Source organism: Streptomyces alfalfae, assembly GCF_004127445.1.
GTDB classification, from domain to species: Bacteria; Actinomycetota; Actinomycetes; order Streptomycetales; family Streptomycetaceae; genus Streptomyces; species Streptomyces alfalfae.
Genome location: NZ_QEXM01000051.1, coordinates 196,824 through 212,970, shown reverse-complemented (window position 1 = coordinate 212,970; position 16,147 = coordinate 196,824). Strand labels below are relative to the sequence as shown.

Genomic DNA, 16,147 nt, shown 5'->3' with positions numbered 1-16,147 from the left:
GGGGTGGGCAGGCGTCGGGGGCGGGTAGGCGTCAGGGGGTGGGGGCGTGGCGGACGGTGGGCCTGTCGTGCACGGTTATCCCCATCTGGAGACCGTCCGTGCCGCCATCACCGCGCTCTACAAACGCCTTTCGTACGACACCATCCGCGCCTTCGACACCAGCGTGGCCCCCGCCGACGTGGCCTTCAGCGACCAGGACGACCTGCATCTGGGCGCGCAGCGCGTGGCCCGCGAGATGGTGCGGCACCTGCGCCTGCCCGACGCCCGCGTGATCGTCGGCTTCCGCGAGATGCGGCACGCGGCCTCCGTCGAACTCGCCGCAGGGCCCGAGTACTTCGTCGAGCTCAACGACCGTTTCCGCACCCACCGGCGGGACATCGGCGCGGCCCTCGCCCACGAGGTCATGCACGTGTATCTGCACCGCCTCGACCTGACCTTCCCCGGCACCCGCGCCAACGAGATCCTGACCGACACCGCCGCCGCGTACCTGGGCGCCGGGTGGCTGCTTCTCGATGCCTACCGCGAGGACGGCGCGTCCTCGCAGAAGCTGGGCTATCTGACGCCGGAGGAGTACGGATACGTCCTCGCCAAGCGGGCCTCGGCCTTCGGCGAGGCCCCGGAGACGTGGTTCACCAGCGCGCAGGCCTACACCGCGTACACCAAGGGCCTGGCCCGGGCCCGCCGCGACGAGCGGCAGCCTCCGCTGACGGCGGCCGGGTGGGCGGGGAAGCGGCGGTACGCCAAGGACCGGCGGTGCGCCGTGGAGCGCGGGGGGTTCGGGGGCGGGGGCGGGGCCGACGCCGACGCCGGGGCCGGGGCCGGGGCCGGGGCCGGGGCCGACGCCGGGGCCGGGGCCGCCGGGGGGTACTCGTTCTCCGGGGGTGGGGCGGGGACGCTTCGGGTGGCGTTCGCGTGCCCGGTCTGCCGGCAGCGGATACGGGTGCCGGTTCAGGGGCGGGTGCGGGTGCGGTGCGGGTTGTGCCGGGCCGTGCTCGACTGTGACACGTAGGCGGGCCTTCGGCCTGGGGGTGGGGTTGGTAGCTGGGGTGGGGCCGGTTCCTGGGGTGGGGCCTGTTCCTGGAGTGGGGCCGGTTCCTGGGGTGGGGCCGGTTCCAGGGCTGGTGCTGCGGCTGGGGTTAGGCCTGTGTCCAGTGGCTCGGGCGGTCCAGGATCTTCGGCAGCTTCGTGCGGGCGTCGCCCCTGGCCGCGTTCACCTGTGACCGCGTGAGGAACAGCGCGTCGGTGAGGTCCGCGCCGCGCAGATCCGTGTCCCGGAAGTCGGCGCCGATGAGGTCGGCCTCCCGCAGGTCCGCGTCGCGCAGGTCGGCGCCGATCAGGTAGGCGCCGCGGAGGTCCGCGCCCTTGAGGTCCGCGGACCTGAGCCGGGCGCCGACGAGATCGGCGCCTCTGCGCTGCTTCTTCTTGCCGGTGTTGCCCTTGCGGACCAGTTCGCTGGTGCGCAGGAGGAGGACGTTGACGTCCTGGCGGTGCGCGGCCACGTCCACGTCGGCCACGGCCTGGGGGGTGCCCGCGGCCAAGCGCTCCGTCTCGGCCAGGGCCTGCTTCAGCTCCGCGGTGATCGGGGCGGTCCGGGGGCGGCTCAGTGCGTCCGTCAGGTACCAGAGGAGTTCGTGGAGCTGCCGCATGACCGGGAAGACCTCGAACATCTGGCGGGCGGCGTCCTTGTCCTCGCGCCAGCTCCTGCCGTCGAAGGTGTGCTGCGAGACGTGCTGGCCCGCGCCGAAGCAGTCGTAGACCGTGCAGCCCTGGAAGCCCTTGTTCCGGAGGTCGCCGTGGATTCCGCAGCGGTAGTCCTCGCGGAGGTTGGTGCAGGGCCGGCCTGCGGCCTTGTCCACGGCGAAGTCCGTGGACCTGGCGAAGGTGAGGGCGACGCAGCAGAGCCCGAAGCAGTTGGCGCAGTCGGCGCGGAGCGCGGCGGGGCCGTCTCCGACCAGCGGCAGCGCGACGGGGGCGCGGCGGTGCTCCGGGGCCATGGGGGTCCTTCGGGCGTCTCGGGGGGGGGCGTGGTGTGACGATTCTGCTATGGCGGGGCTGCGGGGGTTTACCGGGGGGTGCGGTGGGTCCGCCGACGGGGCCGGGGTCGTCCGCCGGGGCCGGTGCCGGGTTGGGGGGTGGTGCCGGGTTGGGGGTGGTGCGCTTGTTCGTCGGGGGGCGGGGCCGCGCCGGTATGTCCGTCCTCGCTAACTTGGCGCGGGCGTCTCGTGCTTCGGCTCGGGCACCTCTGACCGCTGTGCTCCGGGCGGACATACCGACACGTCCCCTCCGGTCTCGTCATCGACCACCGCCCGTCCCGGCTTCCGGCAGCTGGCTTCCACCGGCTCCCGCCACCCGTTCCGGCTTCCGGCAGCTGGCTTTCACCGGCTTCCACCGGCTTCCGGCTCCCGCCCCGGCTCCCGCCACCCGCCCCGGCTTCCGGCTTCCGGCTTCCGGCTTCCGGCTTCCGGCTTCCGGCAGCTGGCTTCCACCGGCTTCCGGCTTTCCGCCCCTACGGGGAGGCCACCGCCGCCGGTCACGGGCGGGCGGGTGGGGAATCCCGCCGCGGAGCCGGCGCGGCGGGAGAGCCGGGGGGGAGACGGTCAGGGCGCCGAGGGGCCCCGCGGCCCCCGGGCGCGCACGGCTGCGGGGGGCCGGGGGGCGGCGGTCAAGGCACAGCGGCAGCGTTACGCCGCGCTGCGGCGGCCCCCCTGCGCTCCCCCGGCCGGACGGCCCCTGCGGGGCTGGCCGCCGCCCTGGCGGGGAACCCGGCGCTGCCCCTGCCCGGAGGGGCCCCCGGCGGAGCCGCCGCCACGGGGGCGGCGTCGGCGCGAACCCTGCCCGGCGGGCTGCTGCGCGGGCTGCGGGACCTCGATGACCACCGGCACCCCGGAAGGCTCCCGCGCCCCGGTGATCCGTACGAGCTCCTCGTCGGAGGAGGAGATCCGAGCCGTCCGGGGACGGATGTCCGCGTCGGACATCAGCCGCGTCATGTCCCGCTTCTCCTCGGGGAGGACGAGGGTGACGACGCTGCCGGACTCCCCGGCCCGCGCGGTGCGCCCGCCGCGGTGGAGGTAGTCCTTGTGGTCCGTGGGCGGGTCGACGTTGACGACCAGGTCGAGGTCGTCGACGTGGATGCCGCGCGCCGCGACGTTGGTGGCGACGAGCGCCGTGACCTGGCCGGTCTTGAACTGGTCGAGGGTCCGGTTGCGCTGCGGCTGCGAGCGTCCGCCGTGCAGGCCGGAGGCCCGTACGCCGTTGGCGAGGAGCCGCTTGGTGAAGCGGTCCACGGCGCGCTTGGTGTCCAGGAACATGATCACGCGACCCTCGCGGGCGGCGATCCGCATGGCGACGGCCTTCTTGTCCGTCTCGTCGGCGACGTAGAGGACGTGGTGCTCCATCGTCGTCACCGCACCCGCCGAGGGGTCCACGGAGTGCACCACGGGGTCGGTGAGGAACATCCGGACCAGGCGGTCGATGTTCTTGTCCAGCGTCGCCGAGAACAGCATGGTCTGGCCGCCCTGCTCGACCTGCTTGAGCAGGGCCGTGACCTGCGGCATGAAGCCCATGTCGGCCATCTGGTCGGCCTCGTCGAGGACCGTCGTGCGCACCTGGGACAGGTCGCAGTCGCCGCGTTCGATCAGGTCCTTGAGGCGTCCCGGCGTGGCCACGAGGACCTCGGCGCCGCGACGCAGCGTGTTCGACTGCTTGCTGATCGACAGGCCGCCGACGACGGTGGCGAGGCGGAGGTTGACCGAGGTGGCGTACGGGGTGAGCGCGTCCGTCACCTGCTGGGCCAGCTCACGTGTGGGGACCAGGACCATGGCGAGCGGCGACTTCGACTCGGCGCGCCGGCCCGCCGTACGGGCCAGGAGGGCGAGGCCGAAGGCCAGGGTCTTGCCGGATCCGGTGCGCCCGCGGCCGAGGATGTCGCGGCCCGCGAGGGAGTTCGGGAGGGTGGCGGCCTGGATCGGGAAGGGCGCCGTGACGCCCTGGGCGGCCAGCGTCTTCAGGAGGGCCTCGGGCATGTCCAGGTCGGCGAAGGCCTCGACGGCCGGCAGTGCGGGCGTGAGGCTCTCGGGCAGCGCGAACTCGCCGCCCTGCGCGGGCTTGGGCTTACGGCTCGCGGGCTTCCTCGCGGAGCCGCCCTTCGCCTGTCCGTTCGGCCGACCCCTGCCGCCCGCGTTGGTGGGTCGCTTGCGTGCGGGTCGTGCCGGGCCTTCGGAGCGGTTCATGCAGTAATGCCTTCCTGGTCGCTGGACTTTCCGGACCTCTGAGCCGGTGCGGCTCTGGGCCCGTCGGGCCCGATGACAGCGCAAGCCGAGGCCCGCACCCGAAGGTGCGGGCCTCGGCTTTGAGGTTCGCGCGCTGCGACGATCAGGCAGGAACGATGTTCTCGGCCTGCAGGCCCTTCTGGCCCTGGGTCACGTCGAAGGAGACCTTCTGGCCCTCCAGGAGCTCACGGAAGCCCGAGGACGCGATGTTGGAGTAGTGGGCGAAGACGTCGGGGCCGCCGCCGTCCTGCTCGATGAAGCCGAAGCCCTTTTCCGAGTTGAACCACTTAACGGTGCCGGTTGCCATGTCAATCTCCTCAACAGGGGCAGAGTATGGAGGATCACCGAATTGTGATACTCCAGCGCTGCATTGACCCCATCCGGAGAGAACCGGAAAAAACAAATATGCGCCCTCGGAGCATTCCCGTCAGGCGCACATAAAGTTCATGGGTACCAAAACTGCAACACATAACTTTAACATGCCGCGGCGGCCGGTTGTTCCCGGCCGCCGCGGCCGTGGTCCGCGGGGGTGTGCGGCCGCCTAGCGGACGACGTCGAAGACGTTCTTCTGGAGGCCGTTCGCGTAGGCCTCGTGCTCGACGAGCCGCAGCTTCTGGGTGTCCTTGTCCGTCGTGCTGAACAGTCGCTTGCCCGCGCCGAGCAGGAGCGGGAAGACGAGCAGGTGGTAGCGGTCGATAAGGCCGGCGTCGGAGAGGCCCTGGTTCAGGGTGGCGCTGCCGTGGACGATGATCGGGCCGCCCTCGGTCTCCTTCAGCGCGGCGACGTCGTCGAGGGTGCGCAGGATCGTGGTCTCGCCCCAGTTCGTCACCAGCTCGTCCTCGGTGAGGGTGCTGGACACGACGTACTTCGGCATCGGCCTGTAGTCGGCGAAGTCCTCCATGTCGGGCCAGACCGGGCTGAAGGACTCGTAGCTGACGCGGCCGAGCAGCATCGCGGCTGCCTCCTTCTGCTCCCGGCCCTTGATCTCGAAGGCCTCGGGGAGGAACTCCATGTCCTTGAAGGTCCACCCGGAGTTACGGTAGCCGGGCTCGCCGCCGGGGGCCTCGACGACGCCGTCGAGGGAGATGAAGGCGGTGCTGATGAGAGTGCGCATCGGGGGTTCCTCGGGTCTCGGGGCGGGGCCGCGGCGGGCGTGCGCCGTGTGTTCTGCACATGTTCTTCGACCGCGGGGGCCCGGGGAACTCATCGGTCGTCGGCCGCCTTCTTCCGGCGGGTCCTGCTAGGCCACGATCCCGCTCGTCCGCGCCGCCGCGAGCCAGGCGGGGAACTCCCCCACCAGGCGGTCGTAGAGCCTCTCGTCCGGCACCGCCCGCGGGTCGTCCCCCGCGTGGAAGAAGCCCGCGTTGTCGACCGGGCGCCTGGCGGGGACGGCGAGCTCGTCGAGCTTGCGGAGGTAGTCGAACTGCTTGCTCTCCGGGTCGCCGAAGCCGATGAACTGCCAGAACAGCGGGAGCTTCGCCGCCTTGCACAGGTACCGCTCGGCGGCGAGCTTGTTGACGGGGCCGCCGTCGGTCTGGAAGACCACGAGGGCGGGGGCGGTGGAGCCGCTGTCCAGGTAGTGGTCGATGACGGCGTCCATGGCCAGGTGGTAGCTGGTCCTGCCCATGTGTCCGAGCCCGGCGACGATCTCGTCGACGCGGCCGCGGTGGCGGTCGAGCGCGATGTCGGTCACCGCGTCGACGTCCGTGGAGAAGAAGACGGTGGGCACGCGGCCGTCGTCGTCGAGGTGCGCGGAGAGGCCGAGGACGCGGTCGGCCAGGGCCTGGACGCTGCCGTCCCGGTAGTAGGGCCGCATGGAGCCGGAGTAGTCGATGACGAGGTAGACCGCGGCCCGCGCCCCGTCCAGGCCGTGCTCGCGCAGGGAGGCGCCGGCGCTCTTGTAGAGGCTGACCAGCGCGGGCGCGGACTCCTCCACCTTGCGCAGACTGATCGCCGGTCCCATGTGCCGCTCCGCTCTCCCGCGCCCGGCCGCCGCCGCGCATGATCGTCAGCGGCCGAGCGTACGCGTTTCCCGGCCGTGTGCCTTCTCGGCGGGGAGGGGGACAGCGCGCCCGGCGGCCCGGCGCGCAGGTGTACGGGGAGACGTTCGGGGCGCTCTGACCCCGTACACCCGGGGCGGTGTCAGCCCTTGACCGCGCCCGCCGCCAGGCCCGAGCCCAGCTTGCGGTGGACGATCACGAAGAAGATCATCACCGGCACGGTGACCAGCGTGGAGCTGGCCATGACGGGTCCCCAGGACGTCGAGTTCTCCCCGAAGAACTGGTAGATGCCGACGGCGGCGGTGTACTTGTCGCTGCCCTTCATGAAGGTGTACGCGAAGACGAACTCGTTCCACGCCGTGATGAAGGCGAAGATCGACGTGGCGACCAGTCCGGGTCCGACCAGCGGCAGAAGGACCGACCGGAACATCCGGAACCAGGACGCGCCGTCGATGTAGGCGGCCTCCTCCACCTCCTTGGGGATGGTGGCGACGAAGCCGCGCAGCGTCCAGATCGCGAAGGGCAGGGACAGCGCGATGTAGACGATGCTCAGGCCCAGCAGGGAGTTGAGCAGTTCGTAGTCCCGCATCTGGATGAAGAGCGGGATGACGAGCGCCTCCAGCGGCACCATCTGCACGATCAGGATCATGATCAGCACGGAGGTGCGGAAGCGGAACTTGAACCGGGCCACCGCGATGGCCGCGAAGAGTGAGAGCAGCGCGGCGGCGACAATCGTGGCGAGGCCGACGAGGGCGGAGTTCAGCAGGTAGGTGCCGAAGTTGCCCTTCTCGAAGACGAACGTGAAGTGTTCGAAGCTGATGCCGCTCGGCAGCACGTCCGAGCCGCGGCTGATCGCCTTGGGGTCGAGTGCCGTGGAGATCATCCAGTACACGGGGAAGAGCGTGAAGACCAGCAGCGCGATGACCGCCACCGGCAGTCCGACGCGTGAGGCGAGTGAGGTGCGGCGGCCCGATGCGGCCGTGGGCCGGGGCGCCGGCCGGGCCTGGAGCTTGGCGGTGGTCACAGGTCCTCCTCCCCCTGTCGGAACAGCGTGCGGATGTAGACGATCGTGATGAGCAGGAGCAGCAGGGTCAGCAGGACGGCCGCCGCCGCGCCCGCGCCGTAGTCGTTCTTGGCGAAGGCCTGGATGTAGGAGAAGACGCCGAGGTTGTAGACCTCTTCGTTGGAGCCGTCGCCGCCGGGTTGCAGGTAGATCTGGGTGAAGACCTTGAAGTCCCAGATGGTGGAGAGGATGGTCACCACGAGGAAGACGGGCTTGATCGTCGGCACGGTGATGTTCCAGAACCGCTGCCAGGCGTTGGCGCCGTCCAGTTCCCCGGCCTCGTACAGCTCCTTGGGGATCGTCATCAGGCCCGCGAGGACGGTGATGGCGACGAACGGGAAGCCGTGGTGGATGACGTTCAGGGTGGCGATGGCGTAGAACGGTCCGCGTTCGGTGAACCAGTTGGTGGTCTCGGGGTCGATCAGGCCGATCGAGCCCGCGATCTGGCTGACCATGCCGTCCTGCGGCTGGAAGAGCCAGATCCACACGTACGTGCCGGTCACCGCGGGCATGGCCCAGGCGGCGAGGATCGCGATGGAGCAGATCAGCCGCCAGGTGGCGCCGAGGCGGTTGAGCAGCAGCGCCACGAGGGTGCCGAGCGCGACGGTGAGGCCGACGCAGGCGAGGGCGAAGAAGACGGTGTTGGGCAGGACGGTCTTCCACAGCAGGCTGCTGGAGAGCAGGTCGCTGTAGTGGTCGAACCCGGTGTAGGTGCCGACGCCGCCGCCGAACTTGACGGCGTAGTCCTGGAGGGAGAGCTTGCCGACCTGGATCAGCGGCCAGAGCAGCAGGCCCGCGAGGACCACCAGGGAGGGGGCGAGCAGGAGCCAGGGCCGGGTGAGGTTGATCAGGTTCTTGCGGCGGCGGGCCGCTTCGGCTCCGCCGGTGTCCTGCTTCAGGGGGCCGCGGCGGGCCGGAGTCTCCTCCGGCCCGCCGGCGACGAGCGTGTCTGTCACGACTGTCGCGTCCTTCACTGTGCCGAACTCGACCTCGCTCACTTGTCCTTGGCGAAGATCGCGTCCATGTCCTTGGCGGCCTTGTCGGCGGCCTCCTTGACGGAGGCCTTGCCGGTCAGGATCGACTGGACCATGCCGGGGATGACCTTGGAGGCCTGGATCTCGCCGTACGCCTTGGTCTTGGGGACCGTGGCGCCGGCTTCGAGCATCTGCTTGGCGAACGGCTCGACCAGCGGGTCCTTCTTCGCGGCGATCTTCTTCAGCTCGGAGTTCTGGCCGGGGAAGTAGTTGGTCTGCTCGGCCCACTTGGCGGCGAAGTCACCGGTGGTGAGCATCTTCACGAACTCCCAGGCGAGTTCCTTCTTGTCCGTGTTGAACGTGGACAGGTAGGAGCCGCCGAGGAAGGACTTGCTCATGCCGCCGTTCTCGCCGGGGATCGGCACCGCGCCGAGCTTGCCCTTGAGGTCGGGGTTGGCGTCGACGATGGCCTTCGGGGTCCAGTTGCCGCCGATGGCCATGGAGATCTCGCCCTTGTTCCAGGCGTCGCCGACCTCCTTCTCGGTCCAGGTGTTGACCTTGGCCGGGGAGACCTTGTCCTTGGTGGCGAGGCCCGTGTAGAACTCGATGCCCTTGAGCGCCTCGGGCGAGTTGATGCCCGACTTCCACTTGCCGCCGGACTCGGTGGCCAGCTCGCCGCCCGCGCCCCAGACGAAGGGGGCCGCGAACATCTCGGCGCCGCCCGCGACGGGGAAGGCCACCTTGTCGGGCTCCTTCTCCTTGAGCGTCTTGGCGGTGGCCTGGAGCTCCTTCCAGGTGGTCGGGGGCTTCAGGTCGTGCTTCTCGAAGAGGTCCTTGCGGTAGACGACGGAGCGCACGCCCGCGTACCACGGCATGCCGTACTGCTTGCCGTCGAGCGTGCCCGCGTCCTTCAGGCCCTCGACGAGGTCGTCGCCGAGGCCGGACTTCTTCACGTCGTCGGTGACGTCGACGAGCGCGTCGGTCTCGGCGAACTGCGGCACCCAGGTGGTGCCGACCTCCGCCACGTCGGGCACCTGTTCGGCGCCGCCCTCGATGGCGGTCGTGAACTTCTTCTGGGCCGTGGCCCACTGCTGGTACTCGACCTTGATCTTGGCGCCCGTCTTCTTCTCGAAGGCGTCGCCGGCCTCCTTGAAGAACGGACGGGCGTCGGGGTTGGTCCCCTCCATGATCCACACGGTCAGGGTCTTGCCCTTGCCGTCGGTGGCCTTGCCGCCGTCGCCGCCGTCATCGCCGCCGCACGCCGTGGCGGTCAGTCCGATACTCATGGCGATACAACCAGCCGCGATGACACGTCGCTTCATGCCGGCCCCCTCCAGGTTCGATTGGTGGGAGCGATTGTGGTCACACGGGGTCGAGGCGGTCTAGACCCATTGGGATAAGCGGCCGAACCGTAATGAGGGTTGCGGGTGACGCAACATACGCTCATACCATTGCGCCACACGCAACGCAGGCGTCGCGCGGTCCGGTCTCCGGAACCCCCCGCGAACGCCACGACGCCCGCCTCCGTCCGGTCGGGGACAAAGCGGGCGCCGCGTCAGTTCCGCACACCGTTGTGCGGGACGTTCTTGAGGGGTCGTACGCGATTACGGCGTACGGGTCAGACCATCAGGGCTCGGTCCGTCGGACGGATCGGCGCCGGAAGATCACTCGCACCGGTGAGGAAGCGGTCGACTCCGCGTGCCGCCGAACGGCCCTCGGCGATCGCCCAGACGATGAGCGACTGGCCGCGGCCGGCGTCGCCGGCGACGAAGACTCCGGGGACGTTCGTCTGGTAGTCGCCGTCGCGTGCGATGTTGCCGCGCTCGTCGAGCTCCAGGGCAAACTGGTCCACCAGGCCGTTCTCCCGGTCCGTGCCGGTGAAGCCCATCGCGAGGGTGACGAGCTGGGCGGGGATCTTGCGCTCCGTGCCCGGCTTCGGGGTCGGCCTGCCCTCGATGAACTCCACCTCGACCAGGTGCAGGAACTGGACGTTGCCGTCCTCGTCCCCCTCGAAGTGGGTGGTGTTGACGGAGTAGACCCGCTCACCGCCCTCCTCGTGCGCGGAGGTGACCTTGTACAGCATCGGGAAGGTCGGCCACGGCTGGTGCGGGGCGCGGTCCTCGCCCGGCTTCGGCATGATCTCCAGCTGGGTCACGGAGGCCGCGCCCTGGCGGTGGGCCGTGCCCACGCAGTCCGCGCCGGTGTCGCCGCCGCCGATGACGACGACGTGCTTGCCCTCGGCGGTGATGGGGGGCGCCACGAAGTCGCCCTCCTGGACCTTGTTGGCGAGCGGCAGGTACTCCATGGCGAAGTGGATGCCGTTCAGGTCGCGGCCGGGCACCGGCAGGTCGCGCGAGATGGTCGCGCCCGCGGCGATGACCACGGCGTCGTAGCGCTTGCGCAGCTTCGTCGCGTCGATGTCGCGGCCGATCTCCACGCCGGTGCGGAACTTGGTGCCCTCCGCGCGCATCTGCTCGATGCGGCGGTTGATGTGCCGCTTCTCCATCTTGAACTCGGGGATGCCGTAGCGCAGCAGGCCACCGATGCGGTCGGCGCGCTCGTACACGGCGACGGTGTGGCCGGCCCGGGTGAGCTGCTGGGCGGCGGCCAGGCCCGCGGGGCCCGAGCCGACGACCGCGACCGTCTTGCCGGAGAGCCGCTCCGGGGCCTGGGGCGCGACGTCGCCGCGGTCCCACGCCTGGTCGATGATCGAGACCTCGACGTTCTTGATGGTGACGGGCGGCTGGTTGATGCCGAGCACGCACGCCGACTCGCACGGGGCCGGGCAGAGGCGGCCGGTGAACTCCGGGAAGTTGTTCGTGGCGTGCAGGCGCTCCTGCGCGGCCGACCAGTCCTCGCGGTAGGCGTAGTCGTTCCACTCCGGGATGAGGTTCCCGAGCGGACAGCCGTTGTGGCAGAACGGGATGCCGCAGTCCATGCAGCGCGAGGCCTGCTTGGAGATGATCGGCAGGAGCGAACCGGGGACGTAGACCTCGTTCCAGTCCTGGACGCGCTCGCCGACCGGGCGGGTCCGCGCGACCTCGCGGCCGTGGTTCAGAAAGCCCTTGGGATCAGCCATTGGTCGCCGCCTCCATCATCTTCTCGGTGATCTCGGTCTCGGAGAGACCGGCTCGCTCGGCGGCGTCCTTGGCGGCGAGCACTGCCTTGTACGTGCTGGGGATGATCCTGCTGAAGCGCTCCACGGCGGAGTCCCACTCGGCGAGCAGCTTCTCGGCGACGGTGGAGCCCGTCTCCTCCTGGTGGCGGCGCACGACGTCGTGCAGCCACTGCTTGTCGGACTCGTCGAGCGGCTCGACGGCCGCGAGGTTGCCGGCGTTGACGTTGTCGCGGTCCAGGTCGATGACGTACGCGATGCCGCCGGACATACCGGCCGCGAAGTTGCGCCCGGTCTCGCCGAGGACGACGGCGTGGCCGCCGGTCATGTACTCGCAGCCGTGGTCGCCCACGCCCTCGGAGACCACCGTGGCTCCGGAGTTGCGGACGCAGAAGCGCTCGCCGGTGCGGCCCCGCAGGAACAGCTCGCCGCCCGTCGCGCCGTACGCGATGGTGTTGCCGGCGATCGTCGAGTACTCGGCGAGGTGGTCGGCGCCGCGGTCCGGGCGGACGATGATCCGGCCGCCGGAGAGGCCCTTGCCGACGTAGTCGTTGGCGTCGCCCTCCAGGCGGAGCGTGACGCCGCGCGGCACGAACGCGCCGAAGGACTGGCCGGCCGAACCGGTGAACGTGATGTCGATGGTGTCGTCGGGCAGGCCCGCGCCGCCGAACTTCTTCGTCACCTCGTGGCCGAGCATGGTGCCGACCGTGCGGTTGATGTTGCGGATGGCGACCTGGGCGCGGACGGGCTGCGCGTCGGTGGCGCTGGAGGCCGCGAGCGCGTCGGCGGAGAGCTTGATCAGCTCGTTGTCGAGGGCCTTCTCCAGGCCGTGGTCCTGGACGGCGATCTGGTGGCGCACGGCGCCGGCGGGCAGGGCGGGCACGTGGAAGAGCGGCGCCAGGTCGAGGCCCTGCGCCTTCCAGTGCGTGACGGCCTTCTCGGTGTCGAGCAGCTCGGCGTGGCCGACGGCCTCCTCGATGGAGCGGAAGCCCAGCTCGGCGAGCAGCTCGCGGACCTCTTCGGCGATGAACTCGAAGAAGTTGACGACGTACTCGGCCTTGCCGGAGAAGCGCTCGCGCAGCGCCGGGTTCTGCGTGGCGATGCCGACGGGGCAGGTGTCCAGGTGGCAGACGCGCATCATGACGCAGCCGGAGACGACGAGCGGCGCGGTCGCGAAACCGAACTCCTCGGCGCCGAGGAGCGCGGCGATGATGACGTCGCGGCCGGTCTTCAGCTGGCCGTCCGTCTGGACGACGATGCGGTCGCGCAGGCCGTTGAGCAGCAGGGTCTGCTGGGTCTCGGCGAGGCCCAGCTCCCAGGGGCCGCCCGCGTGCTTGAGCGAGGTCAGCGGGGAGGCGCCGGTGCCGCCGTCGTGGCCGGAGATGAGGACGACGTCCGCGTGGGCCTTGGAGACGCCCGCGGCGACCGTGCCGACGCCGACCTCGGAGACCAGCTTCACGTGGATGCGGGCCTGCGGGTTGGCGTTCTTCAGGTCGTGGATCAGCTGGGCCAGGTCCTCGATGGAGTAGATGTCGTGGTGCGGCGGCGGCGAGATGAGGCCGACGCCGGGCGTCGAGTGACGCGTCTTGGCGACCCACGGGTAGACCTTGTGGCCCGGCAGCTGGCCGCCCTCGCCGGGCTTCGCGCCCTGCGCCATCTTGATCTGGATGTCGTCGGCGTTGACGAGGTACTCGCTGGTCACGCCGAAGCGGCCGGAGGCGACCTGCTTGATGGAGGAGCGGCGCGCCGGGTCGTACAGGCGCTCGGCGTCCTCGCCGCCCTCACCGGTGTTGGACTTGCCGCCGAGCTGGTTCATGGCGATGGCGAGCGTCTCGTGCGCCTCGCGGGAGATCGAGCCGTACGACATGGCGCCGGTCGAGAACCGCTTGACGATCTCGGAAGCCGGCTCGACCTCGTCGATGGAGATCGAGGGGCGGTTCGACTTGAAGCCGAAGAGCCCGCGCAGGGTCATCAGCCGCTCGGACTGCTCGTTCACGCGGCCCGTGTACTGCTTGAAGATGTCATAGCGGCGGCTGCGCGTGGAGTGCTGGAGGCGGAAGACCGTCTCGGGGTCGAACAGGTGCGGTTCGCCCTCGCGGCGCCACTGGTACTCGCCGCCGATGTCCAGGGCGCGGTGCGCCGAGGGGACGCCGGAGGCCGGGTAGGCCTTGGCGTGCCGGGCGGCGACCTCCTGGGCGATGACGTCGAGGCCGGCGCCGCCGATCTTCGTCGTCGTGCCGCTGAAGTACCGCTCGACGAAGGACTGCTCCAGGCCGACGGCCTCGAAGACCTGGGCGCCGCGGTAGGAGGCGACGGTGGAGATGCCCATCTTGGACATGACCTTCAGGACGCCCTTGCCGAGGGCGTGGATGAGGTTGCGGATGGCCTGCTCGGCCCCGCCGTTCTCGTCGGCCTGCAGGAAGGTGCCGGCGCGGACGAGGTCCTCGACGGACTCCATCGCCAGGTAGGGGTTGACGGCCGCGGCGCCGTAGCCGATGAGGAGGGCCACGTGGTGGACCTCGCGCACGTCGCCCGCCTCCACGAGCAGGCCCACCTGGGTGCGCTGCTTGGTGCGGATGAGGTGGTGGTGGACGGCCGAGGTGAGCAGCAGCGAGGGGATCGGCGCGTGCTCGGCGTCGGAGTGCCGGTCGGAGAGCACGATCAGGCGGGCGCCGGCCTCGATGGCGGCGTCGGCCTCGGCGCAGATCTCGTCGATGCGGGCGGCGAGGGCGCGGCCGCCGTCGCCGACGCGGTAGAGGCCCGAGAGGGTCGCGGCGGTCATGCCGGGCATGTCGCCGTCGGCGTTGATGTGGATGAGCTTGGCCAGCTCGTCGTTGTCGATCACCGGGAAGGGCAGCGTGACGCTGCGACAGGACGCGGCGGTCGGTTCGAGCAGGTTGCCCTGCGGACCCAGCGAGGAGTGCAGGGAGGTGACGAGCTCTTCACGGATGGCGTCCAGCGGCGGGTTGGTGACCTGCGCGAAGAGCTGCGTGAAGTAGTCGAAGATCAGCCGGGGGCGCTCGGAGAGGGCGGCGATCGGGGTGTCCGTGCCCATGGAGCCGAGCGGCTCGCCGCCGGTCTTGGCCATGGGGGCGAGGATGACGCGCAGCTCTTCCTCGGTGTAGCCGAAGGTCTGCTGGCGGCGCGTGACGGAGGCGTGCGTGTGCACGATGTGCTCGCGCTCGGGCAGGTCGGACAGCTCGATCTCGCCGGCTTCCAGCCACTCCTGGTACGGGTTCTCGGCGGCGAGGCCCGCCTTGATCTCGTCGTCCTCGACGATGCGGTGCTCGGCGGTGTCGACGAGGAACATGCGGCCGGGCTGGAGGCGGCCCTTGCGGACGACCTTCGCGGGGTCGATGTCGAGGACGCCGACCTCGGAGCCGAGGACGACGAGGCCGTCGTCGGTGACCCAGTAGCGGCCGGGGCGCAGTCCGTTGCGGTCGAGGACGGCGCCGACCTGGGTGCCGTCGGTGAAGGTGACGCAGGCGGGGCCGTCCCAGGGCTCCATCATCGTGGAGTGGTACTGGTAGAAGGCGCGCCGTGCCGGGTCCATCGAGGCGTGGTTCTCCCAGGCCTCGGGGATCATCATCAGGACGGAGTGCGGGAGCGAGCGCCCGCCCAGGTGCAGCAGCTCCAGCACCTCGTCGAAGGACGCCGAGTCGGAGGCGTCGGGGGTGCAGATCGGGAAGACGCGGTCGAGGTTCGCGCTGCCGAAGAGGTCCGAGGCGAGCTGCGACTCACGGGCCCGCATCCAGTTGCGGTTGCCCTTGACCGTGTTGATCTCACCGTTGTGCGCGACGAAGCGGTACGGGTGTGCGAGCGGCCAGCTCGGGAACGTGTTCGTCGAGAAGCGGGAGTGGACGAGCGCGACGGCCGTGGCGAAGCGGCGGTCGGACAGGTCGGGGAAGAACGGCTCCAGCTGGCCGGTGGTCAGCATGCCCTTGTAGACGATCGTGCGGGCGGAGAGCGAGGGGAAGTAGGTCCCCGCCTCGCGCTCGGCGCGCTTGCGCAGCGCGAACGCCTTGCGGTCGAGAGCCAGGCCGGTGTTCTCGCCGTCGGCCACGAAGACCTGCCGGAAGACGGGCATCGTCGAGCGGGCGGTGGCGCCGAGCAGCTCGGGGGCGACGGGGACCTCGCGCCAGCCGAGGACGGTCAGGCCCTCCTCCGAGGCGATCGTCTCGATCTGTGAGACGGCGGCGTCGGCGGTGCCCGCGGTGTCGACGGGCAGGAAGGCGATGCCTACCGCATAGGCGCCGGCGGCGGGAAGTTCGAATCCGGCCACTTCGCGGAGGAACGCGTCCGGGACCTGGAGCAGGATGCCGGCGCCGTCACCGGAGTCGGGCTCGGAGCCGGTGGCGCCGCGGTGCTCGAGGTTGCGCAGTACCGTCAGCGCCTGTTCGACCAGCTCATGGCTGGCAACACCGGTGAGGGTGGCCACGAACCCGACACCGCAGGCGTCGTGTTCGTTACGGGGGTCGTACATGCCCTGGGGGGCGGGGCGACCATCCATGGGCGACCAGGCGTGGGTACGCATCGGCACTCCCGTCGTCGTCGTGGCTGGGACCTCCCAGGCCGCTCCGGCTCTGGGGGTACGTGAGGCGAGGGACGACTTTGGCCCTGGCGAAATTTCGTGCAGGTTACATGATGGAACGCTTCTCGAAAAGCGGATACGTCATTCCAACATGTGGACACCGCCCTCGCAGGTGGGGGCGGTACGGAGGGGGCTC

Annotated in this window: 11 protein-coding genes; 1 reads left to right on the top strand and 10 read right to left on the bottom strand. The window is 70.5% G+C overall.

From position 1 onward, the window contains the following. Positions 1 to 46: 46 nt before the first annotated feature. A complete protein-coding gene (locus DCW30_RS32970) occupies positions 47 to 1,009 on the top strand; it encodes a hypothetical protein (protein WP_076686769.1) in 963 nt (320 codons plus the stop codon). A 127-nt stretch (positions 1,010 to 1,136) separates the two neighbouring features. Here DCW30_RS32970 and DCW30_RS32965 read toward each other — a convergent pair whose 3' ends face one another. The 10 genes from DCW30_RS32965 to gltB form a co-directional block, all read right to left on the bottom strand. Beyond that, positions 1,137 to 1,994 carry a pentapeptide repeat-containing protein gene (locus tag DCW30_RS32965; RefSeq protein ID WP_076686768.1) on the bottom strand — a complete coding sequence of 286 codons (858 nt, stop codon included), beginning with the start codon at positions 1,992 to 1,994 and terminating at the stop codon, positions 1,137 to 1,139. A 687-nt stretch (positions 1,995 to 2,681) separates the two neighbouring features. Next, complete coding sequence (locus DCW30_RS32960; protein WP_062781290.1) at positions 2,682 to 4,229, bottom strand: DEAD/DEAH box helicase; 1,548 nt, start codon at positions 4,227 to 4,229, stop codon at positions 2,682 to 2,684. Positions 4,230 to 4,371: 142 nt separating this feature from the next. After that, positions 4,372 to 4,575: a cold-shock protein gene (locus DCW30_RS32955; RefSeq protein WP_037661310.1), complete on the bottom strand. Its 204-nt coding sequence runs from the start codon at positions 4,573 to 4,575 to the stop codon at positions 4,372 to 4,374. Between the two features lie 234 nt (positions 4,576 to 4,809). After that, positions 4,810 to 5,382, bottom strand: a complete 573-nt coding sequence (locus DCW30_RS32950) for a dihydrofolate reductase family protein (RefSeq protein ID WP_076686767.1) — start codon at positions 5,380 to 5,382, stop codon at positions 4,810 to 4,812. Positions 5,383 to 5,508: 126 nt separating this feature from the next. Next, positions 5,509 to 6,231 carry a VWA domain-containing protein gene (locus tag DCW30_RS32945; protein WP_076686766.1) on the bottom strand — a complete coding sequence of 241 codons (723 nt, stop codon included), beginning with the start codon at positions 6,229 to 6,231 and terminating at the stop codon, positions 5,509 to 5,511. Between the two features lie 179 nt (positions 6,232 to 6,410). After that, a complete protein-coding gene (locus tag DCW30_RS32940) occupies positions 6,411 to 7,292 on the bottom strand; it encodes a carbohydrate ABC transporter permease (RefSeq protein WP_079107702.1) in 882 nt (293 codons plus the stop codon). Then, complete coding sequence (locus DCW30_RS32935; RefSeq protein WP_062781311.1) at positions 7,289 to 8,230, bottom strand: carbohydrate ABC transporter permease; 942 nt, start codon at positions 8,228 to 8,230, stop codon at positions 7,289 to 7,291. The genes DCW30_RS32940 and DCW30_RS32935 overlap by 4 nt, the downstream gene beginning before the upstream one ends. 95 nt (positions 8,231 to 8,325) lie before the next feature. Next, on the bottom strand, positions 8,326 to 9,591 hold the full coding sequence (locus tag DCW30_RS32930; protein ID WP_232626658.1) for a sugar ABC transporter substrate-binding protein: 1,266 nt from the start codon (positions 9,589 to 9,591) through the stop codon (positions 8,326 to 8,328). A gap of 332 nt (positions 9,592 to 9,923) precedes the next feature. Continuing rightward, positions 9,924 to 11,384, bottom strand: coding sequence for a glutamate synthase subunit beta (locus DCW30_RS32925; protein WP_062781282.1), 1,461 nt, complete (start codon positions 11,382 to 11,384; stop codon positions 9,924 to 9,926). Beyond that, positions 11,377 to 15,954, bottom strand: a complete 4,578-nt coding sequence (gene gltB / locus DCW30_RS32920) for a glutamate synthase large subunit (RefSeq protein WP_076686765.1) — start codon at positions 15,952 to 15,954, stop codon at positions 11,377 to 11,379. The genes DCW30_RS32925 and gltB overlap by 8 nt, the downstream gene beginning before the upstream one ends. Positions 15,955 to 16,147 lie beyond the last annotated feature (193 nt).

Bases quoted from the DNA above. Each gene is read 5' to 3' on its own strand.
- DCW30_RS32955 (WP_037661310.1), bottom strand. From the start codon at position 4,575: ATGGCAACCGGCACCGTTAAGTGGTTCAACTCGGAAAAGGGCTTCGGC.
- gltB (WP_076686765.1), bottom strand. From the start codon at position 15,954: ATGCGTACCCACGCCTGGTCGCCCATGGATGGTCGCCCCGCCCCCCAG.
- DCW30_RS32960 (WP_062781290.1), bottom strand. From the start codon at position 4,229: ATGAACCGCTCCGAAGGCCCGGCACGACCCGCACGCAAGCGACCCACC.
- DCW30_RS32945 (WP_076686766.1), bottom strand. From the start codon at position 6,231: ATGGGACCGGCGATCAGTCTGCGCAAGGTGGAGGAGTCCGCGCCCGCG.
- DCW30_RS32925 (WP_062781282.1), bottom strand. From the start codon at position 11,384: ATGGCTGATCCCAAGGGCTTTCTGAACCACGGCCGCGAGGTCGCGCGG.
- DCW30_RS32950 (WP_076686767.1), bottom strand. From the start codon at position 5,382: ATGCGCACTCTCATCAGCACCGCCTTCATCTCCCTCGACGGCGTCGTC.
- DCW30_RS32930 (WP_232626658.1), bottom strand. From the start codon at position 9,591: ATGAGTATCGGACTGACCGCCACGGCGTGCGGCGGCGATGACGGCGGC.
- DCW30_RS32965 (WP_076686768.1), bottom strand. From the start codon at position 1,994: ATGGCCCCGGAGCACCGCCGCGCCCCCGTCGCGCTGCCGCTGGTCGGA.